This window comes from Rhodospirillaceae bacterium, assembly GCA_018662005.1.
In the GTDB taxonomy this organism is placed as follows: Bacteria; Pseudomonadota; Alphaproteobacteria; order Rhodospirillales; family JABHCV01; genus JACNJU01.
The window spans coordinates 17462-39148 of sequence record JABJHA010000013.1; the positions used below are offsets into that span (position 1 = coordinate 17462).

Genomic DNA, 21687 nt, shown 5'->3' on the forward strand with positions numbered 1-21687 from the left:
GGAATTGGAAATTCCTGACAAAAATCGCCGGATTGAAAAATTTATCTTACTTTGTAGTGGAAACCTGACCGATGGATAAGTCCATGTCCCTTCCTGAAGCCGCCAGCGTCGTTGTCATTGGTGGCGGTGTAATGGGTTGCAGCGTGCTTTATCACCTTGCCAAAATGGGTGTGAAGGATGTTGTTCTGTTGGAACGCAAACAATTGACCTGCGGCACGACTTGGCATTCCGCCGCCCAGGTGCGTCAGTTGCGCTCGTCAAATAACATGACCGAACTTATCAAATATTCGACCGAACTGTATGCAGGGTTGGAAGCGGAAACAGGTCAGTCAACTGGTTGGATAAAAACTGGCAGCCTAGTGCTGGCCACAAATGAAGATCGCTTTACATTCATCAAACGCCAAGCCTCACTGGCCAAACTTTTCAATGTTGAAACCCACATCATTGACCAAAGCGAAGCGGCTGAAATGTGGCCGATGATGAATGCCGATGATGTTGTTGGCGCCATTTATTCCCCTGACGACGGGCGCGTGAACCCGTCCGATTTATGTGTAGCCTTAATCAAGGGTGCTAAAGCGAACGGCGCCCGGGTTTTTGAAGACAGCGAAGTCACCGGATTCGATATTGAAAATGGTCGGGTTGCCGCTGTGCGCACCGAACATGGCGACATTAAATGTGAAAAAGTGGTCAATTGCGCCGGGTTATGGGGGCGGCGCATCGGGGAAATGGCCGGTGTCACTGTGCCCTTGTACGCATGTGAACATTTCTACCTTCTTACCAAAGCAATTAAGGGTATGGGGGCGCACTTGCCAACATTGGCTGATCACGACAATTATCTGTATATGCGTGACGAAGTTGGCGGGCTGTTGGCGGGTTGTTTCGAGCCCAACGCCAAGGGTATTGCCCTGGATAAACTACCCCACGATTTTGCCTTCGATCTTTTGAACGAAGATTGGGATCATTTCGAGCCGATGATGATTAACGCGCTCCATCGCATTCCGGCGTTGGAAACGGCGGAAGTACGGATGCTTTTGAATGGCCCGGAAAGTTTTACGCCTGATGGAAACTTTTTGATTGGCGAAGCGCCTGAAGTAGGCGGTTTCTTCGTTGGTTGCGGGATGAATTCGGTTGGTATTGCAGCAGGCGGCGGCATGGGAAAAGCCCTGGCGCAATGGGTTGTCGCCGATGAAGCGCCCATGGATCTTTGGTCTGTCGATATTCGCCGCTTCGCCCGCTTCAGCGCTAATGAGCGTATGTTGAGTAAACGGGTGCCCGAAATGATGGGCCTGCATTATGTTGTTGGATATCCCGGCCGCGAACTGGAATCGGCCAGGGGCGTCCGCCGCAGTGCCTTACACGACCGCTTGGCCCAAAGTGGGGCGCAATTCGGTCTTCGCATGGGCTGGGAACGTGCCGATTGGTTTGCCGAAGATGGCGACCCCGTGCCGCCACCCCTGAAATATGGTGAGCCAGGATGGCATGATGCAGTTGGGCGAGAGTGTTTTGCCGCCCGGAACGGCGTTGCCCTCTTCGATCAATCATCTTTTGCAAAATTACTGTTACAGGGGCCAGATGCCGAGGCCGTCCTGCAGCGCTTGTGTGCCAATAACGTCGCAGTAGAACCGGGTCAAGTCGTCTATACGGCGATGCTCAATGATCGTGGTGGAATGGAAAGTGATTTCACGGCATTTCGTTTGGCCGGTGATCGCTACATGCTGATCACAGGGTCAAGCCAACCCGTCAGAGATAAAAACTGGATCGAGAAAAACTTGCTGGATGGTGAATTCGTGACCCTTACCGACATCACATCGTCATTGGCCGTGCTCAGTATCATGGGGCCCAAGTCACGAACTTTGCTGCAGCGCCTGACAGACACAGATATGGGAAATGATACTTTCCCCATGTTCACCAGCCGTGAAATCAGCTTGGGATACGCCACCGTTCGGGCCGCACGATTGTCCTATGTCGGCGAACTGGGTTGGGAACTATATGTTCCGGTCGAGATGGCGGCTGGCCTATATGATGAACTGATGGCCGCAGGCGAGGACTTAGGGTTACGCAATGCCGGGATGTTGGCGCTTGGGTCTCTCAGGGTAGAAAAAGGTTACCGGTCCTGGGGTCATGACATTACCCCCGACGAAACCCCATTGGAAGCCGGTCTTGGTTTCGCAGTAAAACTGAAAACCGATATTGCTTTCAAGGGTCGACAGGCGATAGAAGAACAAAAACAAGAAGGCCTAAACCAGCGGTTGGTTCACTTCAAGGTTGTTGACCCTTCCCTGCACCTGCTTGGTCATGAGCCAATCCTTCAACATGATAAAGTAATCGGACAAGTCACATCTGCAGCCTACAGCCACACTCTTGGGGCCTGTGCGGCAATGGGATATATCCAGCTGAATGGAAAAAATCCGGGGCAAATCATCGGGGAGGGCAATTTCAAGATAGAATATGCCGCAAAGACTTACCCTGCGGAAGCCGCGCTAGAACCACTATTTGACCCTAAAGGCGAACATATTCGGTGCTGAAGGTATCGGATCTATCCTGCGACAGTTGAAGACGTGATGCGAAGTTGTTCCGACTTAATCTAACACCGCTCCCTTAGCATCATCAAAATCTTAAATTATTCGACCCGTAACTCAATAAAATTGCCCATCTATTATATTTTCCTTGCCAAAGTGATATTGCCTTTCGGCTGCACGAACAAACTGGAGCTCTTTTTATGCCCGCAAAGCTGCAAAAAAACACCGCCAAAAAGAAGGTGCCTAGTCCGGCGCGAACAAAAAAAGTCGTTACGCGTTATAAACGTCTGTTGAAAGAGGCGGCAAGCCCTCACGAATGGGCTTTTGCCTGGCGCACCGAAATTAATCGTGGTGGTTTTCGGGCAGTCGACTTCCTCGCTGAAATGGTCATCGATATTAACAAATGCATTGGTTGCGCAGCCTGTGTCACCATTTGCCCGACTGACGTTTTTGATTATGCCGACGAGCGCCCGGTAAATGCCCGACCGGACAAATGTGTTTACTGCATCCTCTGTGCCGAAGTCTGCCCAGTCTTGCGCCCAACCGATTCCGGGTTGTCCAATGATCTGGGTCTCCTTAAGCCGGTCAAAAATGACGGCTATGGCCCTTATGCTTACGGAGTTTATGCACGGGCAACCGACCCCGAATTTCTTGAGAAAGGCCAGGACGGAGGCATGGTTTCAGCTCTCCTTATCCATGGCTTGGAAAAGGGTGACCTGGGTGGCGCCGTGCTTGGCGATGTGCTCGAAGATAATATCCAAATCGGGCGCCATACCTTGGCAAAAAACCGGAAGTCGGTCCTGGCTTGTGCTGGTTCACGTTACACCTATTCCCCCAATACGATGGCCCTTCAGGAAGCGGTCAGAGACAATGTAAAACCGGTGGCCGTTGTTGGCGTGCCTTGCCAGGTGAGCGGTGTCCGTATGCAACAGAACGCCAAGGTTTGGCTCGGCGGGAAGAAATGGTATCGCGATAATATTTCGCTGGTGATCGGCCTTTTTTGCTCAGAGGCATTTACGCACGAAAGTATTGATAAGCTTGGCGAGATGCTTGATGTAGATCCTAAACGTATCAAGAATATCAATATTAAAGGCAAGGTGGTGATTACCCTTGATGATGGAGAAGTCCGCACTGCGTCCTTGAAACAATATCGTGCGTTTGCGCGCCCCGCCTGCCTCTATTGTCTCGACTACAGCGTTGAGAATGCCGATATCTGCGCGGGGGGTATTGGACTTGATGCCTGGACATACACTCTCGTTCGTACCAAGGCAGGCCACGAGGCATTTCAGGCGGCAATCGATGACGGTTGGATTGAAACCCGTCCTCTCGCGGACGATCCAAATGGTGAATTCCTTCTGAAAAAGCTGTCCTCAAACAAGAAAAAAAACCGCCCTGAACCTGCGCTAATGCCTAGCTTGGCTGAACGAGAGGCGCTCGGACATATTGACCCAAAGACATTCTATACCAGCGGCCCTGGCGCGCCACCCAAGGATGACGAACCAACGGGGGGGGTGACTTAACTTGATCTGAAGGATGAAATTGACAACCAAACAGTGTCAAGCTAACTGCGCAGGCGCAGTCAGAGTACGGTAAACTCTACTTCCGCAACCTCACACCCCCAACCTCCACGCCCTTTTTTGCTGATTTATTGTCGTAAATGAAACACCGCCGTTTTTGCTTGCGGGGTAAAGCATAATCCCGGATATAATCCCGGTGACATTTTAATTTTTAAGAATTTCAAAGCGAGGGCATGATCATGGCAAAGGCCAGCAACGACCAGCATTCCAACCCGAAAAGCGATATTGAAATTGCCCAGGGTGCAACCATGCTTCCCATAACGAAAGTCGCGGCTGACAAGCTGGGTATCGGGCATGAGCATCTGGAGCCTTACGGCCAGTACAAGGCAAAATTGTCGCTGGATTACATTGATTCCTTAAACAAGAAAAAGGACGGCAAGCTGATCCTGGTGACGGCCATTTCCCCGACCACGGCCGGGGAAGGCAAGACGACAACAACCGTTGGCCTGGGGGACGGTCTGAACCGCATTGGTAAAAGGGCGATCATGTGCCTGCGTGAGCCAAGCCTTGGCCCCTGTTTTGGCATGAAGGGCGGCGCCGCTGGCGGCGGTTTCGCCCAGGTCGTTCCCATGGAAGATATCAATCTTCATTTTACCGGTGATTTCCACGCCATAGGCGCCGCCAACAACCTGCTGGCGGCGATGATTGACAATCACGTCTATTGGCACGAAAACGACAAAACACTGCTTGATAACCGGCGTATCACCTGGCGTCGCGCCGTCGACATGAACGACCGCTCGCTGCGCGATATCGTCACCTCGCTGGGTGGCGTCGCTAACGGTGCGCCCCGCCAGGGCGGCTTCGACATCACGGTGGCTTCCGAAGTGATGGCAATTTTATGCCTGTCCAAGGACCTGACCGACCTGCAGCGCCGTCTTGGTAATATCATCGTCGGCTATTCGCGGGAACGTAAACCCGTTACCGCTAAGGATTTGAAGGCGTCAGGGGCGATGTCGGCACTGCTCAAGGATGCCATCAAGCCGAACCTGGTGCAAACCATGGAAAACAACCCGGCATTCATTCACGGCGGGCCGTTCGCCAACATCGCCCATGGCTGTAACACCATCATGGCGACACAGACGGCCTTGAAACTGGGTGAGTACGTGGTCACAGAGGCGGGCTTCGGTGCCGATCTGGGAGCCGAGAAATTCTTCGATATCAAATGCCGCAAGGCCGGCCTGAAGCCTGATCTTGTCGTTCTGGTGGCAACCATAAGGGCCTTGAAGATGCACGGCGGCGTTAAGAAAACAGATCTGAAGGCGGAAAATTTGGAAGCCCTGGAGGCAGGCTTCGTCAATTTGGAAAGGCACGTCTCGAATATTTCGCACTTCGGCATGAAAACCGTTGTCGCCATCAATAAATTTTCCTCTGACACGGCGGCGGAAGTTGAAATGGTCAAACAGAAATGCGCCGAACTGGGAGTCGAAGCCGTCGAATCCGATCACTGGGGCAACGGTGGCGCCGGGGCCGAAGATCTGGCCCGGGCGGTTGTCGCCAAAATCGAGAAGGCGGAATCAAATTTCCATCCCCTGTATCCCGATGAAATGACCCTGTGGAACAAAATTCGCACCATCGCCACGTCCCTTTACGGGGCCGAAGACATCATCGCCGACAAGAAAATTCGCGAACAGATCAATGGTCTGCAAAAGGATTACGGGCATTTCCCGATCTGTATCGCCAAGACCCAATACAGTTTTTCGACCGATCCCGATTTATATGGCGCGCCAACCGGCCACGCTGTGCCAATCCGCGAGGTTCGGCTTTCGGGCGGGGCGGAATTCCTGGTCGTCGTCTGCGGCGATATCATGACCATGCCGGGCTTGCCACGTGTTCCCGCAGCGACCAACATTCACATCGACAAGGATGGCCTTATCGCCGGACTTTTCTAGTTCCCGAACAACCCGCCCAGGCTTTTGCCGATGCTTTCAAGCGGGTTGTCGCTTTTCTTTTCGGTTGGCGCGGGTGGGGGCGCACTGCCTGACTGGGATTTAGGGGCTTCGGCAGTTTTCATAGCGCCCGGGACAACCTTCTTTCCGGCAAGGGCAGGGGTGCAGTAGTCGGTGTTGTCGGTTTGGGCAACGGTCTCCTTGGCTACTTTTTCGACCAGCAGGGATAATCCCAGGGTGGCGATAGCAGCCCCTGTGCGGGCCGCTCCGGCGACCACATTGCCGGCAGCCCCTGCCATGTCCACATGCCAGTCGGGTTTGGCGAAGGTGCCGGAAATATCAACCGGAACCATGGCCACCGTCGCCAGATTGGCTTTCTTTGAACGTGGATCAACGCGCAGTTTCAGGGTTTCATTAGCCAGATTGGCGCTGCCTGAACCGATAACGGAAATACCACCGGTTTCAAAAACAATGGCGTGTGCGCCAGCCATTCCCTTGTTGATGTTGAACTGAACCACAGCACAACGGATCGCCTTGTCGTCCTGGCTGTCAAAAACATTGAGCATGTCGGTGGAGATAATGTTGAGCGCACCGCTCTCAAGCCTGCCATCCTTGACCTGAACACGGGTTTTGCCGTTCAGACCGGCCATCAATTGACGGACCGACAGGCCGGAACCGGAAACATCGACATTCACATCAACCTTGCCCGTGGCCATGTCGCCAAGGCCCTGCTGGACAAGGATTTGCCCGTAGTCGATCTGTTTGCCACTGATTTTTGCTTTCAGGGCCGCCGTTGCCCGGGAGGCATCGAGCAGCACGTTGGCGTTAATCCTGCCACCGGCAACAACCGCGCCCAAGGGGTCAACACTCAGGCGGCCGTTCTTCAAGCTCAATTTTAGCGTGACGTTGGTGATATCCATGCCCTGAACGATCACCTTGGCGGCATCGAAGGCGACTTTCGCATCTGCGGCCTTAAGGCCATCCAGCGGCAACGGATCGCCCGGGAAAACCCTTCCGTCACTGGCTTTTGTCGGTGCAGGCGCCGCCGGTTTGTCTGATTTGGGCAGCAGTTCATCAAGATTCAGGGTATCGGTTTTTAGCGCCACATCGACAGCCGGGCGGGCACCGCCCAGATCAGCCGCAACCCTGCCTGTCAGCGCAAGCGGACCAAGGGAAAGGTCAAGGTCAGCCAGGGAAATTTTAGTCGGTCCATCCAGTTTCAGCTGTGAGTTGATTTTGAAGGCTCCCTTTATGGGCAGGTCCATGCCCTTAAGGCTGGGTTCCAGCGCCGCCGCTGCGGCCAGGGTTTCATCGAGAGAACCACCGCTGACGCTTAGTTTCAGATCGGCCATGGGTGCGCCATCCGGTGCGCCAAGTTTGCCTTCAAGGCCAATGGCGACTTTAAGGGCGGCAATGTCGAGCTTGACCGGGAACATACCGCCACCACCGATGGCGCCAATGGAACCCAGCTGACCGTCGACGCTAAAGGCCTGATTGTTGATATTTCCTTTAACCATCAGATCGCGGGGGGCGCTCAAACCGCCCGATTTCAAATCGACGGTGTCCAGCTTAAGGGCGTATTGCTGTCCTGCCTGGGCGTCCTTGTAGGTAACGGTGACATCTTTAATGCTGACGCTGTTTACCACCGGCAAAACAACGTCGCCCTCACTTGGGGCCGTCGGGGCTTTTGTCGCCGGCGCTCCGAAATCCCAGTTGGCTTTGCCGGACTTGTCCTTTTCCGCCAAAAGCTCAACCCCTTGCAGGGTCACCTGATTGATTTTTATTTCACCCGACAGCAGTGGCATCAGCGACATTTCGGCGGCGAAATGCTTGATCGAAACCATGTTGGGACTTGATCCCCAGGGGGCGTTGGCAAAGCTGACGCCATCGACAGAAATACTGGGAGTCAGCGAAATGGAAAGGTCCAGATCCCCGGCGATGGTCAAATCACGCCCGGTCGCGGCCTTGGCCTGTTCGGCAATCACACCCTTGTATTGATTGAAATCGATTGATTTGATGATGGCGACCCCGGCGATGACGAGGGCGATTAACAACACGCCAATGGCGGATAAGATCTTTATGGCCTTGCTCATGGGGGTCCTCCGAACATTTTTTTTATTTCACAATTATTATAGGCCCGAAATGTAGGGGAATCCACATGCCGGATTCAGGGCGTGTAGCTAATCCTGTAAATCACCCCCTGCCGGTCATCGGAAATCAGCAGGGAACCGTCAGGCAATTCATTGATATCGACCGGCCGTCCCCATGCTAGCAACCCTTCGGTGAAAGGCTCCCACGATTGGGCCCGGCCCTTTTCATCAAAGCGCACCCGGGCCACCCGGTAGCCATCTGGAATGGACCTGTTCCATGATCCGTGATGGGCGACGAAGGCATCACCGCGCATGTCCGCTGGAAACATCCCGCCTTTGTAGAAGTGCAAACCCAATGGTGCGACATGGGCGCTAAAGGTTAAATCCGGCTGGACGGCGCTCGCCGGGGGGGCTTGGTTGGAAAATTCATCGGTGCGGGCATCACCGCCACCGAAAAACGGATAACCGAAGTGAAGGCCTGCTTTCTCTGCCCGGTTCAATTCTTCGGGGGGCAGGTCGTCACCCATTTGATCCGCACCATTGTCGGTGAAATGAAGGGCTCCGCTTAGGGGGTGAAAATCCATGCCGACTGAATTGCGAATACCGCGTGCGAAAATGGCCGGGTCTGAGCCATCGGGGTTCATGCGGATAATGACTCCCTGATTGCCTTCAGGCATGCAGATATTACAGGGCGAACCGGCGCTCACATAAAGCTTGCCATCGGGACCGAAGGCAAGGTCACGGCGACCATGCCAGCCACTATCGGTCAGGTCGTCGAAAATAGTTTCTGGGCGGGCTTTGCTGAGCGCTTGCAGGCTGTCGCCCCGGTAGCGGCTGATCCGGTGCTGCTCGCCCACATACAAATAACCATCCCGCCAGGCGACCCCGTGGGGAACCGTGAGACCGGCCTTTAAAAGCAGGGTCTTGCCGGCTTTTTCACCGGCAAAGGGAATGCCGTAGACGGCGTGATCCGTGGAACCGGCAAAAACCGTCTTTAGTTCAGTTGAAACCGTGATCGCACGGACACCGGGGGCGCTTGCGAATATTTCAATGGAGAATCCCGGTGGCAGGCGAACCTCGCTCAAGCGATCATTTGTACCTGCGCAAGCCGTCGAACTGATGAGCGCCAGGCCAAACAAGCCACCAATCAATCTTTGCAGGAATTTACCACCCATAATCATTAACCTTGGTATTATCACCCATTCGGATAAAAATGATCTGATTCCAGAAAAAATATAAAGGATTACGGGTTGAACCGGAAGCTAAGACGCCAACAAGCAAAAATGAACAAGAAGGCCGGGGGTGCGGATAGCCAGGAGGTCGCGCGGCTGCTTGAACAGGGGTTCGGACAGCATCAAACGGGAAACCTGGACGAGGCTGAAGACCTGTACCATAAAATTCTCGAGCTTGATCCGGGTCATGCCGAAGCAAACCATCTGCTCGGCGTCATCGCCCTTGATAAGGCCGATTACCCGACAGCCTGCACGTTGATGGAAAAGGCTGTCCTGACAAACCCCAAGCATTTCATTGCCCATAATAATCTGGGCAACGCCCGCACGGCCCTGGGCGATCTTGGTCAAGCTGGGAAATGTTACCGCAAGGCGCTGAAATTCAAGCCCGATTATGCCATGGCTCACAACAACCTGGGCAATGTGTTGAAACAGACGGAGGACTATGTGGAGGCAGAAAAGCATTACCTCCGCGCGGTCTCTCTGGATGGCGACTATAGCGAGGCCCTGTCGGGTCTTGGTGCTGTGCAGCTGGAATTAGGCAAGGTAGAGGAAGCCGAACAAAACTGCCTTCGCGCCCTGCAGATCAATCCTGATTTTGGCGAGGCACACAGCAATCTGGGTAACGTGCTGGCGGAAAAGGGCGCTTATACAGAAGCGATAAGCCATCATCGCCGCGCTGTTGATTTTAGCCCGGGGAATGCCGGGGTCCTGAACGATCTGGGTAATGTCCTCAAAGACAGCCAGCAATTCGAGGAAGCCCGCGACATCTACAGCCAGGCCATCGCCATCGATCCGGAAGACGCCAAAGCCAACTATAACCTGGCCATGGCCCACATGACCGATGGCGACCTGCTTGAGGGCTTCAAGGGTTTTGAGTGGCGCTGGAAAGTAGCGGGCATGGTCGAAAACCGCGATTTCCCCGGCGAAGAATGGAACGGTGAACCGTTGGACGGACGCACCATCCTTATTCATGCCGAACAGGGATTGGGTGACAGCATCCAGTTTTGCCGCTATCTGCCGTTGCTGGTAGCAAGCGGTGCCAAGGTGGTGTTCGAGTGCCAACCGGCGCTGGTTGATCTTGTTTCAAACATGGGCGAGAACATCACCGTCTTCGCCCACGGCGAAACACCGCCTCCCTATGATCTGATCCACGCGCCCTTGCTAAGCCTGCCGCGGCTTCTTGGCACGACCCTGCAAACGGTTCCAGCGGATCATCCCTACCTTCAGGCGGACGCGACTTTAAGCGCCGGGTGGGAAGGGCGCTTAAGCCAGTATAGTGGCCCGAAAATCGGCCTGATCTGGCGCGGCGGTGCGGCCCACCTGAACGATCGCAACCGTTCGGCCCCGTTAGCCCTGTTCGATTCCTGTTTAAATGTGCCGGGGGTTAACTTTTTTAGCCTTCAAAAAGATCGCCCGAAAGAAGACAATAATCTGCCCGAGCGGTTTATCGATCTGGGTAAGGATTTTGACAGTTTTTCTGACACGGCGGCGGCCCTGAAAAATCTCGATCTGGTGATTTCCGTCGATACCGCCGTCGCCCATTTGGCGGGTGCCGTCGGCTCACCGGTGTGGACGCTGCTGGCTTACCCCAGCGACTGGCGCTGGTTGGTGGAACGCGAGGACACGCCCTGGTATCCGACCATGCGGCTGATGCGAAAAGAAGCAGGACAAGATTGGCAGGCCCTTTTGGAGAGGGTCGCAACAGACATTAAAAACATGGAATGGACTTGAAACCATGACCGATAAAATTGACCAAGCGGCACTCGACTACCACGAATACCCAAAGCCCGGAAAGCTTGAGGTCGTTGCCACCAAACCACTGGCAACCCAGCGCGACCTAGCCCTTGCCTATTCCCCGGGAGTCGCTGCGGCGTGCCGGGAAATTGTCGAAAACCCGGCCGATGTCTCCCGCTATACGGCTCGTGGAAATCTGGTTGGCGTTATCAGCAACGGCACCGCCGTGCTGGGGCTCGGGGCGATTGGTCCACTCGCCTCCAAGCCGGTAATGGAAGGCAAGGCGGTGCTGTTCAAGAAATTCGCCGGCATCGATGTTTTTGATATCGAAATTGACGAGACCGACCCCCAGAAGATGATCGACATCATCGCCAGTCTGGAGCCGACTTTCGGGGCGATCAATCTTGAAGATATCAAAGCGCCTGAATGTTTCACCGTCGAGACCGAACTGCGCAAGCGCATGAACATTCCGGTTTTTCACGACGATCAACATGGAACCGCCATTGTTTCGGGCGCCGCCATCTTTAACGGCCTGCGCGTTGTCGGTAAGGAATTCGCCGATGTGAAACTGGTTTCGACCGGTGGCGGGGCCGCCGGTATCGCCTGTCTTAACTTGCTTGTGTCCATGGGCCTCAAGCCTGAAAACATCACCCTGGTTGACCGCATCGGCGTTGTTTACAAGGGTCGCAAAAAGGAAATGGATCCGCAGAAAGACCGCTACGCCATTGAGACCAAGGCGCGCACCCTTGATGACGTTATCGACGGGGCAGATATTTTCCTTGGCCTTTCCGCACCCGGCGTGCTGACCAAGGATATGGTCGGGCGGATGGCTGACAAACCCATCATCATGGCGCTTGCCAACCCGGAACCGGAAATCACCCCCGATGACGTGAAAGCCGTCAGGTCGGACGCGGTCATCGCCACCGGCCGTTCGGACTTCCCCAACCAGGTCAACAACGTGTTGTGCTTCCCGTTTATTTTCCGCGGTGCGCTCGATGTCGGGGCGACGACCATTAACGAGGAAATGAAAGTCGCCTGCGTCAAGGCGATCGCCAATCTGGCCATGGCGGAATCATCGGACGTTGTCGCCAGCGCCTATAGCGGCGAGGATTTGATGTTCGGCCCCGAATACCTGATCCCCAAACCCTTTGACCCGCGACTGATCATCGAAATCGCCCCGGCCATCGCAAAGGCGGCCATGGACAGCGGCGTCGCGACCCGGCCAATTGAGGATTTCGACGCATACTATGAAAAACTCAACCGCTTCGTTTTCCGTTCCGGCATGTTGATGAAGCCGGTGTTCGAGCGGGCCAAGCGCCATCCCAAACGTCTGGTCTATACCGAAGGCGAAAGCAGGCGTGTGCTGCGCGCCGTACAGGTCGTCGTCGACGAAGGACTGGCCCGACCGATCCTGATCGGCAGGCCCGATGTCATCGACAGCCGTATCGAGAAGCTGGGTCTTAGGCTGAAAGCGGAGCGGGACTTTGATCTTTGTAACCCGGAAGCTGATCCGCGCTACGAGGACTATTGGCGGACTTTCCATAAAATCATGGAGCGAAAGGGCGTCTCGCCCGATGCGGCGCGGACCATTGTTCGCACCAACACCACCGTCATCGCCGCCCTGATGGTTTACCGGGGCGAGGCCGACACCATGATCTGTGGCACCTACGGCCAGTACACCTGGCATTTGGAATACATTCTTAATGTGCTGGGGCTGGCCGAAGGGGTGCAGGATGTTTCGGCCCTCAGCACGCTTATTCTGCCGAGCGGCACCTTCTTCTTCTGCGACACCCATATCACCCGCGATCCCAACGTCGATGAACTGGTGGAAATGACCGAAATGGCCTGCGACGGCGTCAAACGTTTTGGCGAAGTGCCCAAGGTGGCGCTGTTGTCCCATTCCAACTTTGGTTCCGCTCGCTCCAAATCGGCCGAAAAAATGGCAGAGGCGGCGAGAATCCTGCGCGAGAAGCTGCCTGATCTGGAAATCGAAGGCGAAATGCATGCCGACAGCGCTTTAAACGAGGAATTGCGGCTGCGCATCTTTCCGGGCAGCCGCCTGACCGGTCAGGCCAACCTGCTGATCTTCCCAACCCTGGACGCCGCCAACGCCGCCTTCAATCTGGTCAAGGCGCTGGGCAAGGGCATCTCGGTCGGCCCGATTCTGCTGGGTGCGGCCAAACCGGTGCACATCCTGACCCCGTCAGTAACGGTCCGCGGCATCGTCAACATGAGCGCGGTAGCCGTGGTTGACGCGCATATTGCGAGTAAGGAAGCGGAGGAGGGTTAGGGGGGCAACACACCCACCAATCTCATCGACAAATACAACGTCACCCCGGACTTGATCCGGGGTCCAGTTTTTTTTTAACGTTGAGTGTTACTGGGATTACAGCGTTTTCCCGAAATTAGTTTCATCATAATTCGCTAGTCAAGCGAGCTTTGTTTATGAGCGAGGACTCCTAATCCAACGTCATGTCTAGTGAATTATTTTTAATGTTCACCTTAGGTTCTTATTAACAGTATCCGTTGATGCATGATATATTTGATGAACAGTACGACTCGCTTTGCATAAAAGGCAAATCAAACTCTCCACAGCTTGTGAATAAATTCAGGCTGGAGAGGAGGTCAGCGTGGGTTGTATAATTTGAGATAGATTCGTGACGTAGCTCAAATGGATAGAGCACCCGCTTTCGACGTCTCGTAGTTCCTATGCAGTTCTACTTTAGGGGCGGGAGGTTGCAGGTTCAAGTCCTGTCGTTGCGCCCATTTTTCCCCTAATGCTTCAGTTCCATCATTGTTGATCTATTTGCTGGCGCTGGAGGGCTCACCATATAAGGAAATTAAATGTCTCAATGGCAAACAGTAGTCGCTATCTATGCTGCCATCGTTGCAACTGGTGCCCTTGCCCTTGAGGTCCGTCGATGGGTTGAGGGGAGAGCGAGGGTTTTTGTCTCTGTTTCACCAGGAATGATTCTGGCTGGAAATGGAGAAATAAATGAAGACAAAAGGTATCTAGTCGTAACAGCGGTCAATCGTGGGAGCTTACCGACAACAGTCACACACATGGTTTTGCTTGAATACAAATCCTTTTGGCACCGATGGCGTGAAAAATCCAGTAGCGCTGCATTGGTTACAAATCCGGTGCTTTCTGGATATCCTCAAAACCTTCCCAGAGAGCTACCTCCGGGTAGCGAGTGGAAAGGTATTGGTAACCATGATAAAAGTCTTGAGGAATGGATAGCGACAGGAAAGCTATACGCAGGAGTCTACTGCACCCACTCGGACCGCCCAATTCTGGAAAAGGTTCGAAAAGCAACAATTAAGGAAAATGTTTCCTAACAAACCTTAGGAACATGAATAAGAGTTGCGGTGAAACCTAAACAAATACCGCCCCCACTTCTCTGTCATTCCGGACTTGATCCGGAATCCAGTTCTTCACTTTTCATAAAAGCTTATAGAGCCACCGTAATTGTGACTTGATCTACGGTGATACCATAAGCCTCGGCCACTTCAGCTTTAGCATTTGCAACAACTTCCGCAGGAACTTTAATTTCCGCATTGGCTAGTCCCTCAGTTGTGGCAACTCCTCTTCGCTTCAAATCAATAGTATCTATGTGATATTTCTCCCACTTTTCGCCTACATAGGCGCACGCGAGATTTTCTTTGACAGGGCGAAAATAACACACGCGCATATCATTACCTTTTGTGTCCGGGTGGGCTTTAACCCAGATCGCATGTGCCTTCTGGTAATGATTCACAACATCAATTTTGGGAACATCATAGAGTTCAATCTTGTGTGAGTTAAGCATGAGCATGGCACATAAAACGCGAGAAACATCATCTCCCATACCTATCAACTCGGCATCGGCGTCGAAGCCTCTTGCCGAGGTTATCATTGACCCTCTTATCGATGCCTTGAGGTTTGCGTATTCGCCGTTTGGCAGTTCAACCACCCAACGCTGACCTGAGCCAATTCTAACAAGGGGAGTGCCTTTATCAGTAAAATAATCAAAAACGGCATCACGAAGATTTTGAGTTTTGTATTTCATCTTATGCCTCCGTAGGAATTGTATACTTGTTTTAATTCTTGCAAAAAATTCACTAGTTGTCAATTACCCATTTAAATTATAGTGAATGAGTAAATGATGGGTAAATTACATGTGTTATCAAAAATGATGCCAGAATCAAGAACTGGATTTCGGATCAAGTCCGGAATGACGACAGTTTGCAAAAATTCGGAATGACGAAAGTTGTTAGCAGGTTGTATGGTTTTGCCGGGAAGGCAGCGAGAGGATTGGGTGTCGCGTTTTGGATGCCCCCTAAACAACACCCCCAGCCGCAAAGCCCGACGCCCAGGCCCATTGGAAGTTGAAGCCGCCCAAGTGGCCGGTTACGTCTGTGACTTCGCCGATGAAGTACAGGCCTTCGACTTTTTTGGCCTCGAAGGTTTTTGATGACAGCTCTTTGGTATCGACGCCGCCGACGGTGACTTCGGCGGTGCGGTAGCCTTCACTGCCTTTTGGCTTCACCCGCCAGTCATTGATGGTTTGGGCCAGCCTCGCCAGTTTTTTGTCAGGGATATCGGCGAGGCGTTGTTGCTGGTCATAATCTCCGCTCATTGCGCGGGCCAGGCGTTTGGGCAGGATGTCGGCCAGCACGCTGGTCGGGGCCTGTTTGGGTTGGCTCTGTTTGGCGTCTTTAAGATACGCGAACACATCGACGCCCGGGGCAAGGTCTATGGCGATTTCCTGACCTTTCAACCAGTAGGAGGAGATTTGCAGGATCGCCGGGCCGCTGAGGCCCCGGTGGGTGAACAGCAGCGCTTCCTTGAAGCGAACCTTGCCGCAACTGACCTCCACGTCTTGCGAGACACCGGCCAGTTTTTTCATGGCCTGGCAGAGATCATCATCAAAAGTCAGGCCGACCAGACCGGCACGGGGCTGAATGACGCCCAGGCCAAATTGGCGGGCGATTTCGTAACCAAAACCGGTTGCGCCTATTTTCGGAATGCTGGGGCCGCCGCAAGCGACCACCAGCGAGGCGCACCCGTAAGCGCCACGATCCGTATCAAGATGAAATCCGTCTGCTTTTTTGGTGACGCCGCCGATGGAGGTGGCGCTCTGGATGGTGACACCGGCTTCGTCCGATTCGGCCAGCAACATGTCGATGATTTGTGTCGCGGAGCCATCACAGAAAAGTTGGCCCAGGGTTTTCTCGTGCCAGGCGATGCCGTGCGCATCAACCAGCGCGATAAAGTCTGCGGGGGTATAGCGGCTGAGAGCGGAAACACAAAAGTGCTGGTTTTCAGAGAGGAAATTTTCAGGACCCACATGCATATTGGTGAAGTTGCAGCGGCCGCCACCGGAAATACGGATTTTCTCGGCCACTTTTTGGGCGTGGTCGAGCACCAGCACATTGCGTCCGCGTTTTCCCGCTTCCACGGCGCACATCAGGCCCGCGGCCCCAGCGCCGATGATAATGACGTCATACTTTTTCAAAATGCTTCCCTTTCGGGTTCTTATATCGCATGCGGCATGTCGAAAAAACCTTGTTTAAGGTGGGCTCGCCGTGTCACCGTTTCGCCTTCGCTTGGCAGGAGTAACAAAAGTCATGACCACCCGTTACGACGCAATCATTATTGGCGCCGGTATTATCGGTAGCTGTATGGCTTTCGAGATGGCGAAGAAGGGCTGGAAGACCTTGAACGTTGACCGTTTGCCAGCCGCCGGTTACGGCTCGACCAGTTTCTCATGCGCCATCATTCGCACCCATTATTCAACACTGGATGGCACCGCGCTTGCTTACGAGAACTATTTCCACTGGCTCGACTGGGCCGGGTATCTGGGGGCACCTGACGAGTTGGGCCACGCCGAATTCCGTCACAGTGGCTGTTTGGTCATGAAGACGCCGAAGAACGGTGGCCTGAAGCATATGATCGAGCACATGAAAGTTCTCGACATTCCGTGGCAGGACTGGAGCCCTGAGGACATTCTGAACAAATTGCCGTTCATGGACCTTGCCAACTACAGCCCGCCCAAACTACCGACCGATCCGGCCTTTGCCGAACCGACAGGCGGCAGTATCGAAGGCGGCATCTTCTTTCCTTGTGCGGGTTACATGAATGACCCGCAGTTGAGCACCCACAACGCCCAGCGGGCAGCCGAGGCGCATGGTGCGGAATTCCGCTTCAATGCTGATGTGACCGCCATTCGTCAGGACAAGGGCCGGGTGCAGGGTATCACTCTTGCTGATGGCAGCGAAATCGATGCGCCGGTGGTTGTCAACGTGGCCGGACCTCACTCATCGAAAATCAACGAAATGGCCGGGGTCGCGGACAAGATGGCCCTGACCACCCGGGCCCTGCGGGAAGAGGTCGCGTATATTCCGGGCCCCGCCGGTTTCGATATTGAAAAGGACGGGTTGATCACCTCTGACAGCGATGTTGGCAGTTACAGCCGCCCGGAAGTTGGTAACCGTATCCTCGTGGGCAGTGAAAATCCTGAATGCGATCTCGAAGAATGGGTCGATGCGGATAATTATTCCACCGACCCAACCGACCAGATGCGCTATCAGGTCATGCGACTGGCGCAACGGATGCCGACCCTTGGAATTCCCGAACACCCGACAGGCGTGGTTTCGCTTTATGACGTCACCCCGGACTGGATACCCATTTACGACAAGACCGATCTGGATGGCTTCTATCTGTCCATTGGCTCAAGCGGTAACCAGTACAAGAACGCACCGGTCGCAGGGAAAATGATGACGGCGCTAATCGAGGCTTGTGAAAAGGGCCAGGATCACGACACTGATCCGGTTATCTATACCCTGGAGCGCATGGAGCGACCGCTCGACGTCGGCTTTTTCTCGCGTAACAGGGCGATCAACGAGGACAGCAGTTTTTCCGTCCTCGGTTGATCCTACCTTACCGGGTGGCGATCATTTTATTGAAAACGGTTAGGGTGCTGGCGAATTCTCCATATTAGGGAATAGGGGCGGGGGCCTTTTTCACATTTTGATGTGAAGAGTCTTTAGATTTTAAGAGGGAACACACAGTGTCGAAGAAACATCCAATCATTGCCGTAACCGGTTCATCCGGTGCTGGAACGAGTACCGTCAAGGACGCATTCGAGCATGTCTTCCGGCGCGAGGACATCAGCCCCGCCGTGATCGAAGGCGACAGTTTCCATCGCTTTAACCGGGTCGAGATGAAAGCAGCCATGGTTGAGGCCGAAAAAGAGGGCAATCAGAACTTTTCCCACTTTGGCCCGGAAGCCAATTTGTTTTCCGAAATTGAAAGCCTGTTCAAGACTTACGGGGAAACGGGCGGTGGCAAGCGTCGACTGTATTTACACAATGATGACGAGGCCGCTCCCTACGAGGGGCTCGGCGGTGGTGAGTTCACCCCCTGGGAAGACATTCCGGCGGACACGGATTTGATGTTCTATGAGGGCCTGCACGGCTGTGTGGTTACCGAAGACGTCAACATGGCCCAGTTCGTTGACCTGAAAATCGGCGTTGTTCCGGTTATCAACCTTGAATGGATTCAGAAAATCCATCGCGACACCAGCCAGCGTGGCTATTCCAACGAGGCGGTGATGGACACCATCCTGCGCCGTATGCACGATTATGTTCATTACATTGTGCCGCAATTCAAAAGTACGGACATCAACTTCCAGCGGGTGCCGATCGTTGATACATCGGACCCGATTATCGCCCGCGATATTCCGACGCCGGATGAAAGCCTGGTCGTTATCCGCTTCAGGCAGCCCGATGATTTCGATGTTGATTTCCCCTACCTGCTGCAGATGATTCACGATTCGTGGATGTCGCGGCGCAATTCCATTGTTGTCCCCGGCGGTAAAATGGGACTGGCCATGGAGTTGATCCTGGCGCCGATCCTGCGGAAAATGATGGATAAGTAGGTGTCCAGTAAACATCCCATCATCGCCCTTGCGCGTCCGTCCGGGGCGGCCACACCGGTCGTCATGGATTCCTTTGAGCATGTTTTCAGGCGTTTGAAAATCAATGCAGCGAGCGTCGAGGGTGAAAGTTTCCATCGTTTCAGCCGCACAAAAATGATCGAGGAACTGGAAAAGGCGGTGGGCGAGGGCAATCCGCATTTTTCCCATTTCGGTCCTGAGGCCAATTTATTTGCCGAACTGGAAGAATTGTTCCGTTGTTACGGCGAAAACGGTACCGGCCAGCGCCGCCAGTACCTGCACTCGCAAGCGGCCGTGGATCAGGCCGGCATTGCAGGGTTGAAGCCCGGCGATTTCACGCCGTGGGAGGCTTTGCCGGAAAAATCAGACATGCTGTTCTATCAGGGGTTGCATGGGTGTGTTGTTACCGAGGATGCTGACGTCGCCCAATATGTTGATTTGAAGCTGGGCATCGTGCCGATCATCAACATGGAATGGATTCAGAAAATCCATCGCGACACCAACCAGCGTGGCTATTCCGAACAGGCGGTTATCGACACCATCTTAAGACGGATGCATGAATATGTGCATTACCTGATCCCGCAGTTTCAGCTTACCGACATCAATTTCCAGCTGGTGCCGACGGTCGATACATCCGATCCATTTTTCGCCACAGAAGTTCCCACCGTCGATGAATGCGTCATCGTCATCCGCTTTAGCGATCCCGACAAATTCGGCATCGACTTTCCGTTCCTGCTGTCAAAAATCGACAATTCCTGGATGTCCAGGCGCAATTCCATTGTCGTCCCCGGCGGCAAGATGGGGTTGGCAATGGAACTGATCCTGACCCAGATTCTTGCCCAGTTGATGGACGCCAAATAAAGAGTGCGCGCTAGGGCCGCAGGTATTTGTAACCCTTGCCCTGCAATTCCATAATCCGGATAACGCCAGAAGACACATTGGTGACACCCTCAAGCAACTCAGGGGCCTTGCCTTCTTTTTTGGTCATCTTTTTCATGGTGTTGCCGCAGGCGGCGAAGGAAACGTTGGGGAAACTTCCGGCCAGAAAACCTTCCATACGTTGTTTCACAGGCGAGGTATCGCTGCGCAACATGTGTAGGCCCGGCCCGAAGGTGACGATTTCGATGTCCGGGGTTTCTTCGCCTTGTTCCTGAAAATATTTGGTGACGTTGGCGGCATTATTAAGGGCGATATTCATCGTCGCCGCGTCGTTCGTATTGACCTGGATGACAAGCTTCTGGTGAGCCTCGGCAAGGCTTGGGGCAAGCGCCGATACGGTCCCGAAAATGGCCAGTGCTGCGACCAGGCCTTTGAGCATTTTTCCGATCATGATGTTGTTCCTCCTTGCAGTGAAATTATTTGGATGGCGGCAATGATAACACCATCAAAACACCTTCCAAGGAACGCGTAGGCATAAATCAATCACTTTTACGCGATGAGAGGCGGCTGTTTTAAGAAAAGCTAAAGATATCTTTGGCTAGCCCACAACGTTGAGCATGACCTCTTTCGTGTAGGTTTCCTCATTGTCGTCGAACCAGGTGAATGTCATGGGGCCGCTTTCCAGGGCTACCACATAAAAGGCTGAATATGGATTAGCCGACATTGCCGGGTGCCAGATCGCTTTCATGATCTCTTTGCCATTGTAGGTGGCGACAAATTTATTAATGATTTCACGAGGAATTTTCTGGCCGGTTTTCTTCTCGACTCTCATGCCAGTTTCCATGGGATGGGTGACAAGGGTTTTGACCTCGAACACATCTCCCTTTTTGACTTTTTTGGGAACCCGAACACGGGGTTTAATGTTTCTTTTTGCCATTGAGTTCTCCGTCAACCGCCACAGCCACCAATGGTGACCTTGATGTTTTTGCGACTGATAAAGGTTTCACCATTGCTCATTTCGGCAACAGCGATAACATTTTGGGTTTTCAAAAGACGCAGCCTGATCGACAGGTAAGCCTTACCGTTGTGGGGCCCCATGTAATAACTGGCGACTTCCGGAAAGGGGTTGCCGTCTGTAAATACATGAACAGCCTGAACGTGATCTTCCGGGGTCATGGGACTGTCGACAGACACCTTCAAAGGCACCGTGCCGCCATTTTCGGCAATTTCGGCCAAGATGACTTTGACCCGACCCTCTTTAGGCGCCTTCGCTCCAATAACCTTTTCAATAGCACCCAAGACACTTTCAGGTGTTGCCTGGGCGCTAAGTGGTGCGATCGTCAGGAACAGGGCACTGGCACTGCCTGTCATGATAAAATCGCGTCGGCCTATCAAGCCAGGGTTGGCGGGGTGGTTTCCCATTAATGATCTCGCTGCTATCGCGTTCGGGCAATCAGTTCAACCCTTTGGCAGGGTTGGCTGATTGCCCGCACATCTATTGTCGTTTTAGGGTTTGATGTAGGTGTAGCCCTGGGCCTGCAAGTGAGCCAGTTCAGCGACGCCAGAAGGCACGATGTCCTCATCGAAAACCTCGTACAATGAATCCTGCGATATTTTTTTACCTTTCAGGGTATTGGCGCAGACCTGGAAGGTGACGTTTTGCGATTTTAGGTTGGCGATGGCGGATTGTAGGGTAATGCTCCCAATTTTTAGCGGTACAAATGAGTAGAATTTTCTCGTAATGTTTTTTGAGGAGATTCAACATGAAACAATCACGTTATTCTGACAGCCAGATCATCGCTATTTTGAAGCAGGCTGAGGCCGGTTCAA

Annotated in this window: 17 protein-coding genes and 1 tRNA gene; 10 read left to right on the forward strand and 8 right to left on the reverse strand. The window is 53.5% G+C overall.

Annotated features, from left to right (window positions below; genetic code table 11):
* Window positions 1-83 precede the first annotated feature (83 nt).
* The 3 genes from HOL66_06910 to HOL66_06920 all read left to right on the forward strand — a co-directional run bounded on the left by HOL66_06910 (window position 84) and on the right by HOL66_06920 (window position 5985).
* Window positions 84-2525, forward strand: a complete 2442-nt coding sequence (locus HOL66_06910; GenBank protein MBT5243957.1) for a GcvT family protein — start codon at window positions 84-86, stop codon at window positions 2523-2525.
* A gap of 194 nt (window positions 2526-2719) precedes the next feature.
* Entirely contained in the window at window positions 2720-4039 is a 1320-nt protein-coding gene (locus HOL66_06915; GenBank protein MBT5243958.1) for a 4Fe-4S dicluster domain-containing protein, read from the forward strand.
* A gap of 236 nt (window positions 4040-4275) precedes the next feature.
* A complete protein-coding gene (locus tag HOL66_06920; GenBank protein MBT5243959.1) occupies window positions 4276-5985 on the forward strand; it encodes a formate--tetrahydrofolate ligase in 1710 nt (569 codons plus the stop codon).
* Here HOL66_06920 and HOL66_06925 read toward each other — a convergent pair.
* Window positions 5982-8075, reverse strand: coding sequence for an AsmA family protein (locus HOL66_06925; GenBank protein MBT5243960.1), 2094 nt, complete (start codon window positions 8073-8075; stop codon window positions 5982-5984). The genes HOL66_06920 and HOL66_06925 overlap by 4 nt on opposite strands.
* 74 nt (window positions 8076-8149) lie before the next feature.
* Window positions 8150-9247 (reverse strand): sorbosone dehydrogenase family protein, encoded by a 1098-nt coding sequence (locus HOL66_06930; GenBank protein ID MBT5243961.1) that lies wholly within the window; start codon window positions 9245-9247, stop codon window positions 8150-8152.
* 108 nt (window positions 9248-9355) lie between these two features.
* On the opposite strand from HOL66_06930, the gene HOL66_06935 reads away from it, so the two are divergent.
* The 4 genes from HOL66_06935 to HOL66_06950 all read left to right on the forward strand — a co-directional run bounded on the left by HOL66_06935 (window position 9356) and on the right by HOL66_06950 (window position 14377).
* A complete protein-coding gene (locus tag HOL66_06935) occupies window positions 9356-11035 on the forward strand; it encodes a tetratricopeptide repeat protein (GenBank protein ID MBT5243962.1) in 1680 nt (559 codons plus the stop codon).
* 4 nt (window positions 11036-11039) lie between these two features.
* Window positions 11040-13328: an NADP-dependent malic enzyme gene (locus HOL66_06940; GenBank protein ID MBT5243963.1), complete on the forward strand. Its 2289-nt coding sequence runs from the start codon at window positions 11040-11042 to the stop codon at window positions 13326-13328.
* 366 nt (window positions 13329-13694) lie between these two features.
* Window positions 13695-13804, forward strand: a tRNA-OTHER gene (locus HOL66_06945).
* 78 nt (window positions 13805-13882) lie between these two features.
* Entirely contained in the window at window positions 13883-14377 is a 495-nt protein-coding gene (locus tag HOL66_06950; protein ID MBT5243964.1) for a hypothetical protein, read from the forward strand.
* A gap of 113 nt (window positions 14378-14490) precedes the next feature.
* On the opposite strand, the gene HOL66_06955 is transcribed toward HOL66_06950, so the two are convergent.
* On the reverse strand, window positions 14491-15087 hold the full coding sequence (locus tag HOL66_06955) for a hypothetical protein (GenBank protein ID MBT5243965.1): 597 nt from the start codon (window positions 15085-15087) through the stop codon (window positions 14491-14493).
* Window positions 15088-15357: 270 nt separating this feature from the next.
* Window positions 15358-16536: an NAD(P)/FAD-dependent oxidoreductase gene (locus HOL66_06960; protein ID MBT5243966.1), complete on the reverse strand. Its 1179-nt coding sequence runs from the start codon at window positions 16534-16536 to the stop codon at window positions 15358-15360.
* A 112-nt stretch (window positions 16537-16648) separates the two neighbouring features.
* Between HOL66_06960 and HOL66_06965 the strand changes: the two genes are divergently transcribed.
* From HOL66_06965 to HOL66_06975, 3 genes are all read left to right on the forward strand, one after another.
* On the forward strand, window positions 16649-17953 hold the full coding sequence (locus HOL66_06965) for an FAD-binding oxidoreductase (protein MBT5243967.1): 1305 nt from the start codon (window positions 16649-16651) through the stop codon (window positions 17951-17953).
* A gap of 137 nt (window positions 17954-18090) precedes the next feature.
* Window positions 18091-18960, forward strand: a complete 870-nt coding sequence (locus HOL66_06970) for a phosphoribulokinase (GenBank protein MBT5243968.1) — start codon at window positions 18091-18093, stop codon at window positions 18958-18960.
* The gene (locus HOL66_06975) at window positions 18961-19839 is read left to right on the forward strand and encodes a phosphoribulokinase (protein MBT5243969.1); all 879 of its coding nucleotides are present in this window, start codon (window positions 18961-18963) and stop codon (window positions 19837-19839) included.
* 10 nt (window positions 19840-19849) lie between these two features.
* Here the strand turns inward: HOL66_06975 and HOL66_06980 are convergent, their stop codons facing one another.
* The 4 genes from HOL66_06980 to HOL66_06995 form a co-directional block, all read right to left on the reverse strand.
* Window positions 19850-20308: a hypothetical protein gene (locus tag HOL66_06980; protein MBT5243970.1), complete on the reverse strand. Its 459-nt coding sequence runs from the start codon at window positions 20306-20308 to the stop codon at window positions 19850-19852.
* A 147-nt stretch (window positions 20309-20455) separates the two neighbouring features.
* On the reverse strand, window positions 20456-20794 hold the full coding sequence (gene soxZ, locus HOL66_06985) for a thiosulfate oxidation carrier complex protein SoxZ (protein ID MBT5243971.1): 339 nt from the start codon (window positions 20792-20794) through the stop codon (window positions 20456-20458).
* A gap of 11 nt (window positions 20795-20805) precedes the next feature.
* The gene (gene soxY, locus HOL66_06990) at window positions 20806-21228 is read right to left on the reverse strand and encodes a thiosulfate oxidation carrier protein SoxY (GenBank protein ID MBT5243972.1); all 423 of its coding nucleotides are present in this window, start codon (window positions 21226-21228) and stop codon (window positions 20806-20808) included.
* Between the two features lie 135 nt (window positions 21229-21363).
* Window positions 21364-21615 carry a hypothetical protein gene (locus HOL66_06995; protein MBT5243973.1) on the reverse strand — a complete coding sequence of 84 codons (252 nt, stop codon included), beginning with the start codon at window positions 21613-21615 and terminating at the stop codon, window positions 21364-21366.
* Between the last annotated feature and the right edge of the window lie 72 nt (window positions 21616-21687).

Excerpts from the sequence above, each read along its gene's own strand:
- HOL66_06910 (MBT5243957.1), top strand. The coding sequence starts at position 84 with ATGTCCCTTCCTGAAGCCGCCAGCGTCGTTGTCATTGGTGGCGGTGTA.
- HOL66_06915 (MBT5243958.1), top strand. The coding sequence starts at position 2,720 with ATGCCCGCAAAGCTGCAAAAAAACACCGCCAAAAAGAAGGTGCCTAGT.
- HOL66_06920 (MBT5243959.1), top strand. The coding sequence starts at position 4,276 with ATGGCAAAGGCCAGCAACGACCAGCATTCCAACCCGAAAAGCGATATT.
- HOL66_06925 (MBT5243960.1), bottom strand. The coding sequence starts at position 8,075 with ATGAGCAAGGCCATAAAGATCTTATCCGCCATTGGCGTGTTGTTAATC.
- HOL66_06930 (MBT5243961.1), bottom strand. The coding sequence starts at position 9,247 with ATGGGTGGTAAATTCCTGCAAAGATTGATTGGTGGCTTGTTTGGCCTG.
- HOL66_06935 (MBT5243962.1), top strand. The coding sequence starts at position 9,356 with ATGAACAAGAAGGCCGGGGGTGCGGATAGCCAGGAGGTCGCGCGGCTG.
- HOL66_06940 (MBT5243963.1), top strand. The coding sequence starts at position 11,040 with ATGACCGATAAAATTGACCAAGCGGCACTCGACTACCACGAATACCCA.
- HOL66_06950 (MBT5243964.1), top strand. The coding sequence starts at position 13,883 with ATGTCTCAATGGCAAACAGTAGTCGCTATCTATGCTGCCATCGTTGCA.
- HOL66_06955 (MBT5243965.1), bottom strand. The coding sequence starts at position 15,087 with ATGAAATACAAAACTCAAAATCTTCGTGATGCCGTTTTTGATTATTTT.
- HOL66_06965 (MBT5243967.1), top strand. The coding sequence starts at position 16,649 with ATGACCACCCGTTACGACGCAATCATTATTGGCGCCGGTATTATCGGT.
- HOL66_06980 (MBT5243970.1), bottom strand. The coding sequence starts at position 20,308 with ATGATCGGAAAAATGCTCAAAGGCCTGGTCGCAGCACTGGCCATTTTC.
- soxZ (MBT5243971.1), bottom strand. The coding sequence starts at position 20,794 with ATGGCAAAAAGAAACATTAAACCCCGTGTTCGGGTTCCCAAAAAAGTC.
- soxY (MBT5243972.1), bottom strand. The coding sequence starts at position 21,228 with ATGACAGGCAGTGCCAGTGCCCTGTTCCTGACGATCGCACCACTTAGC.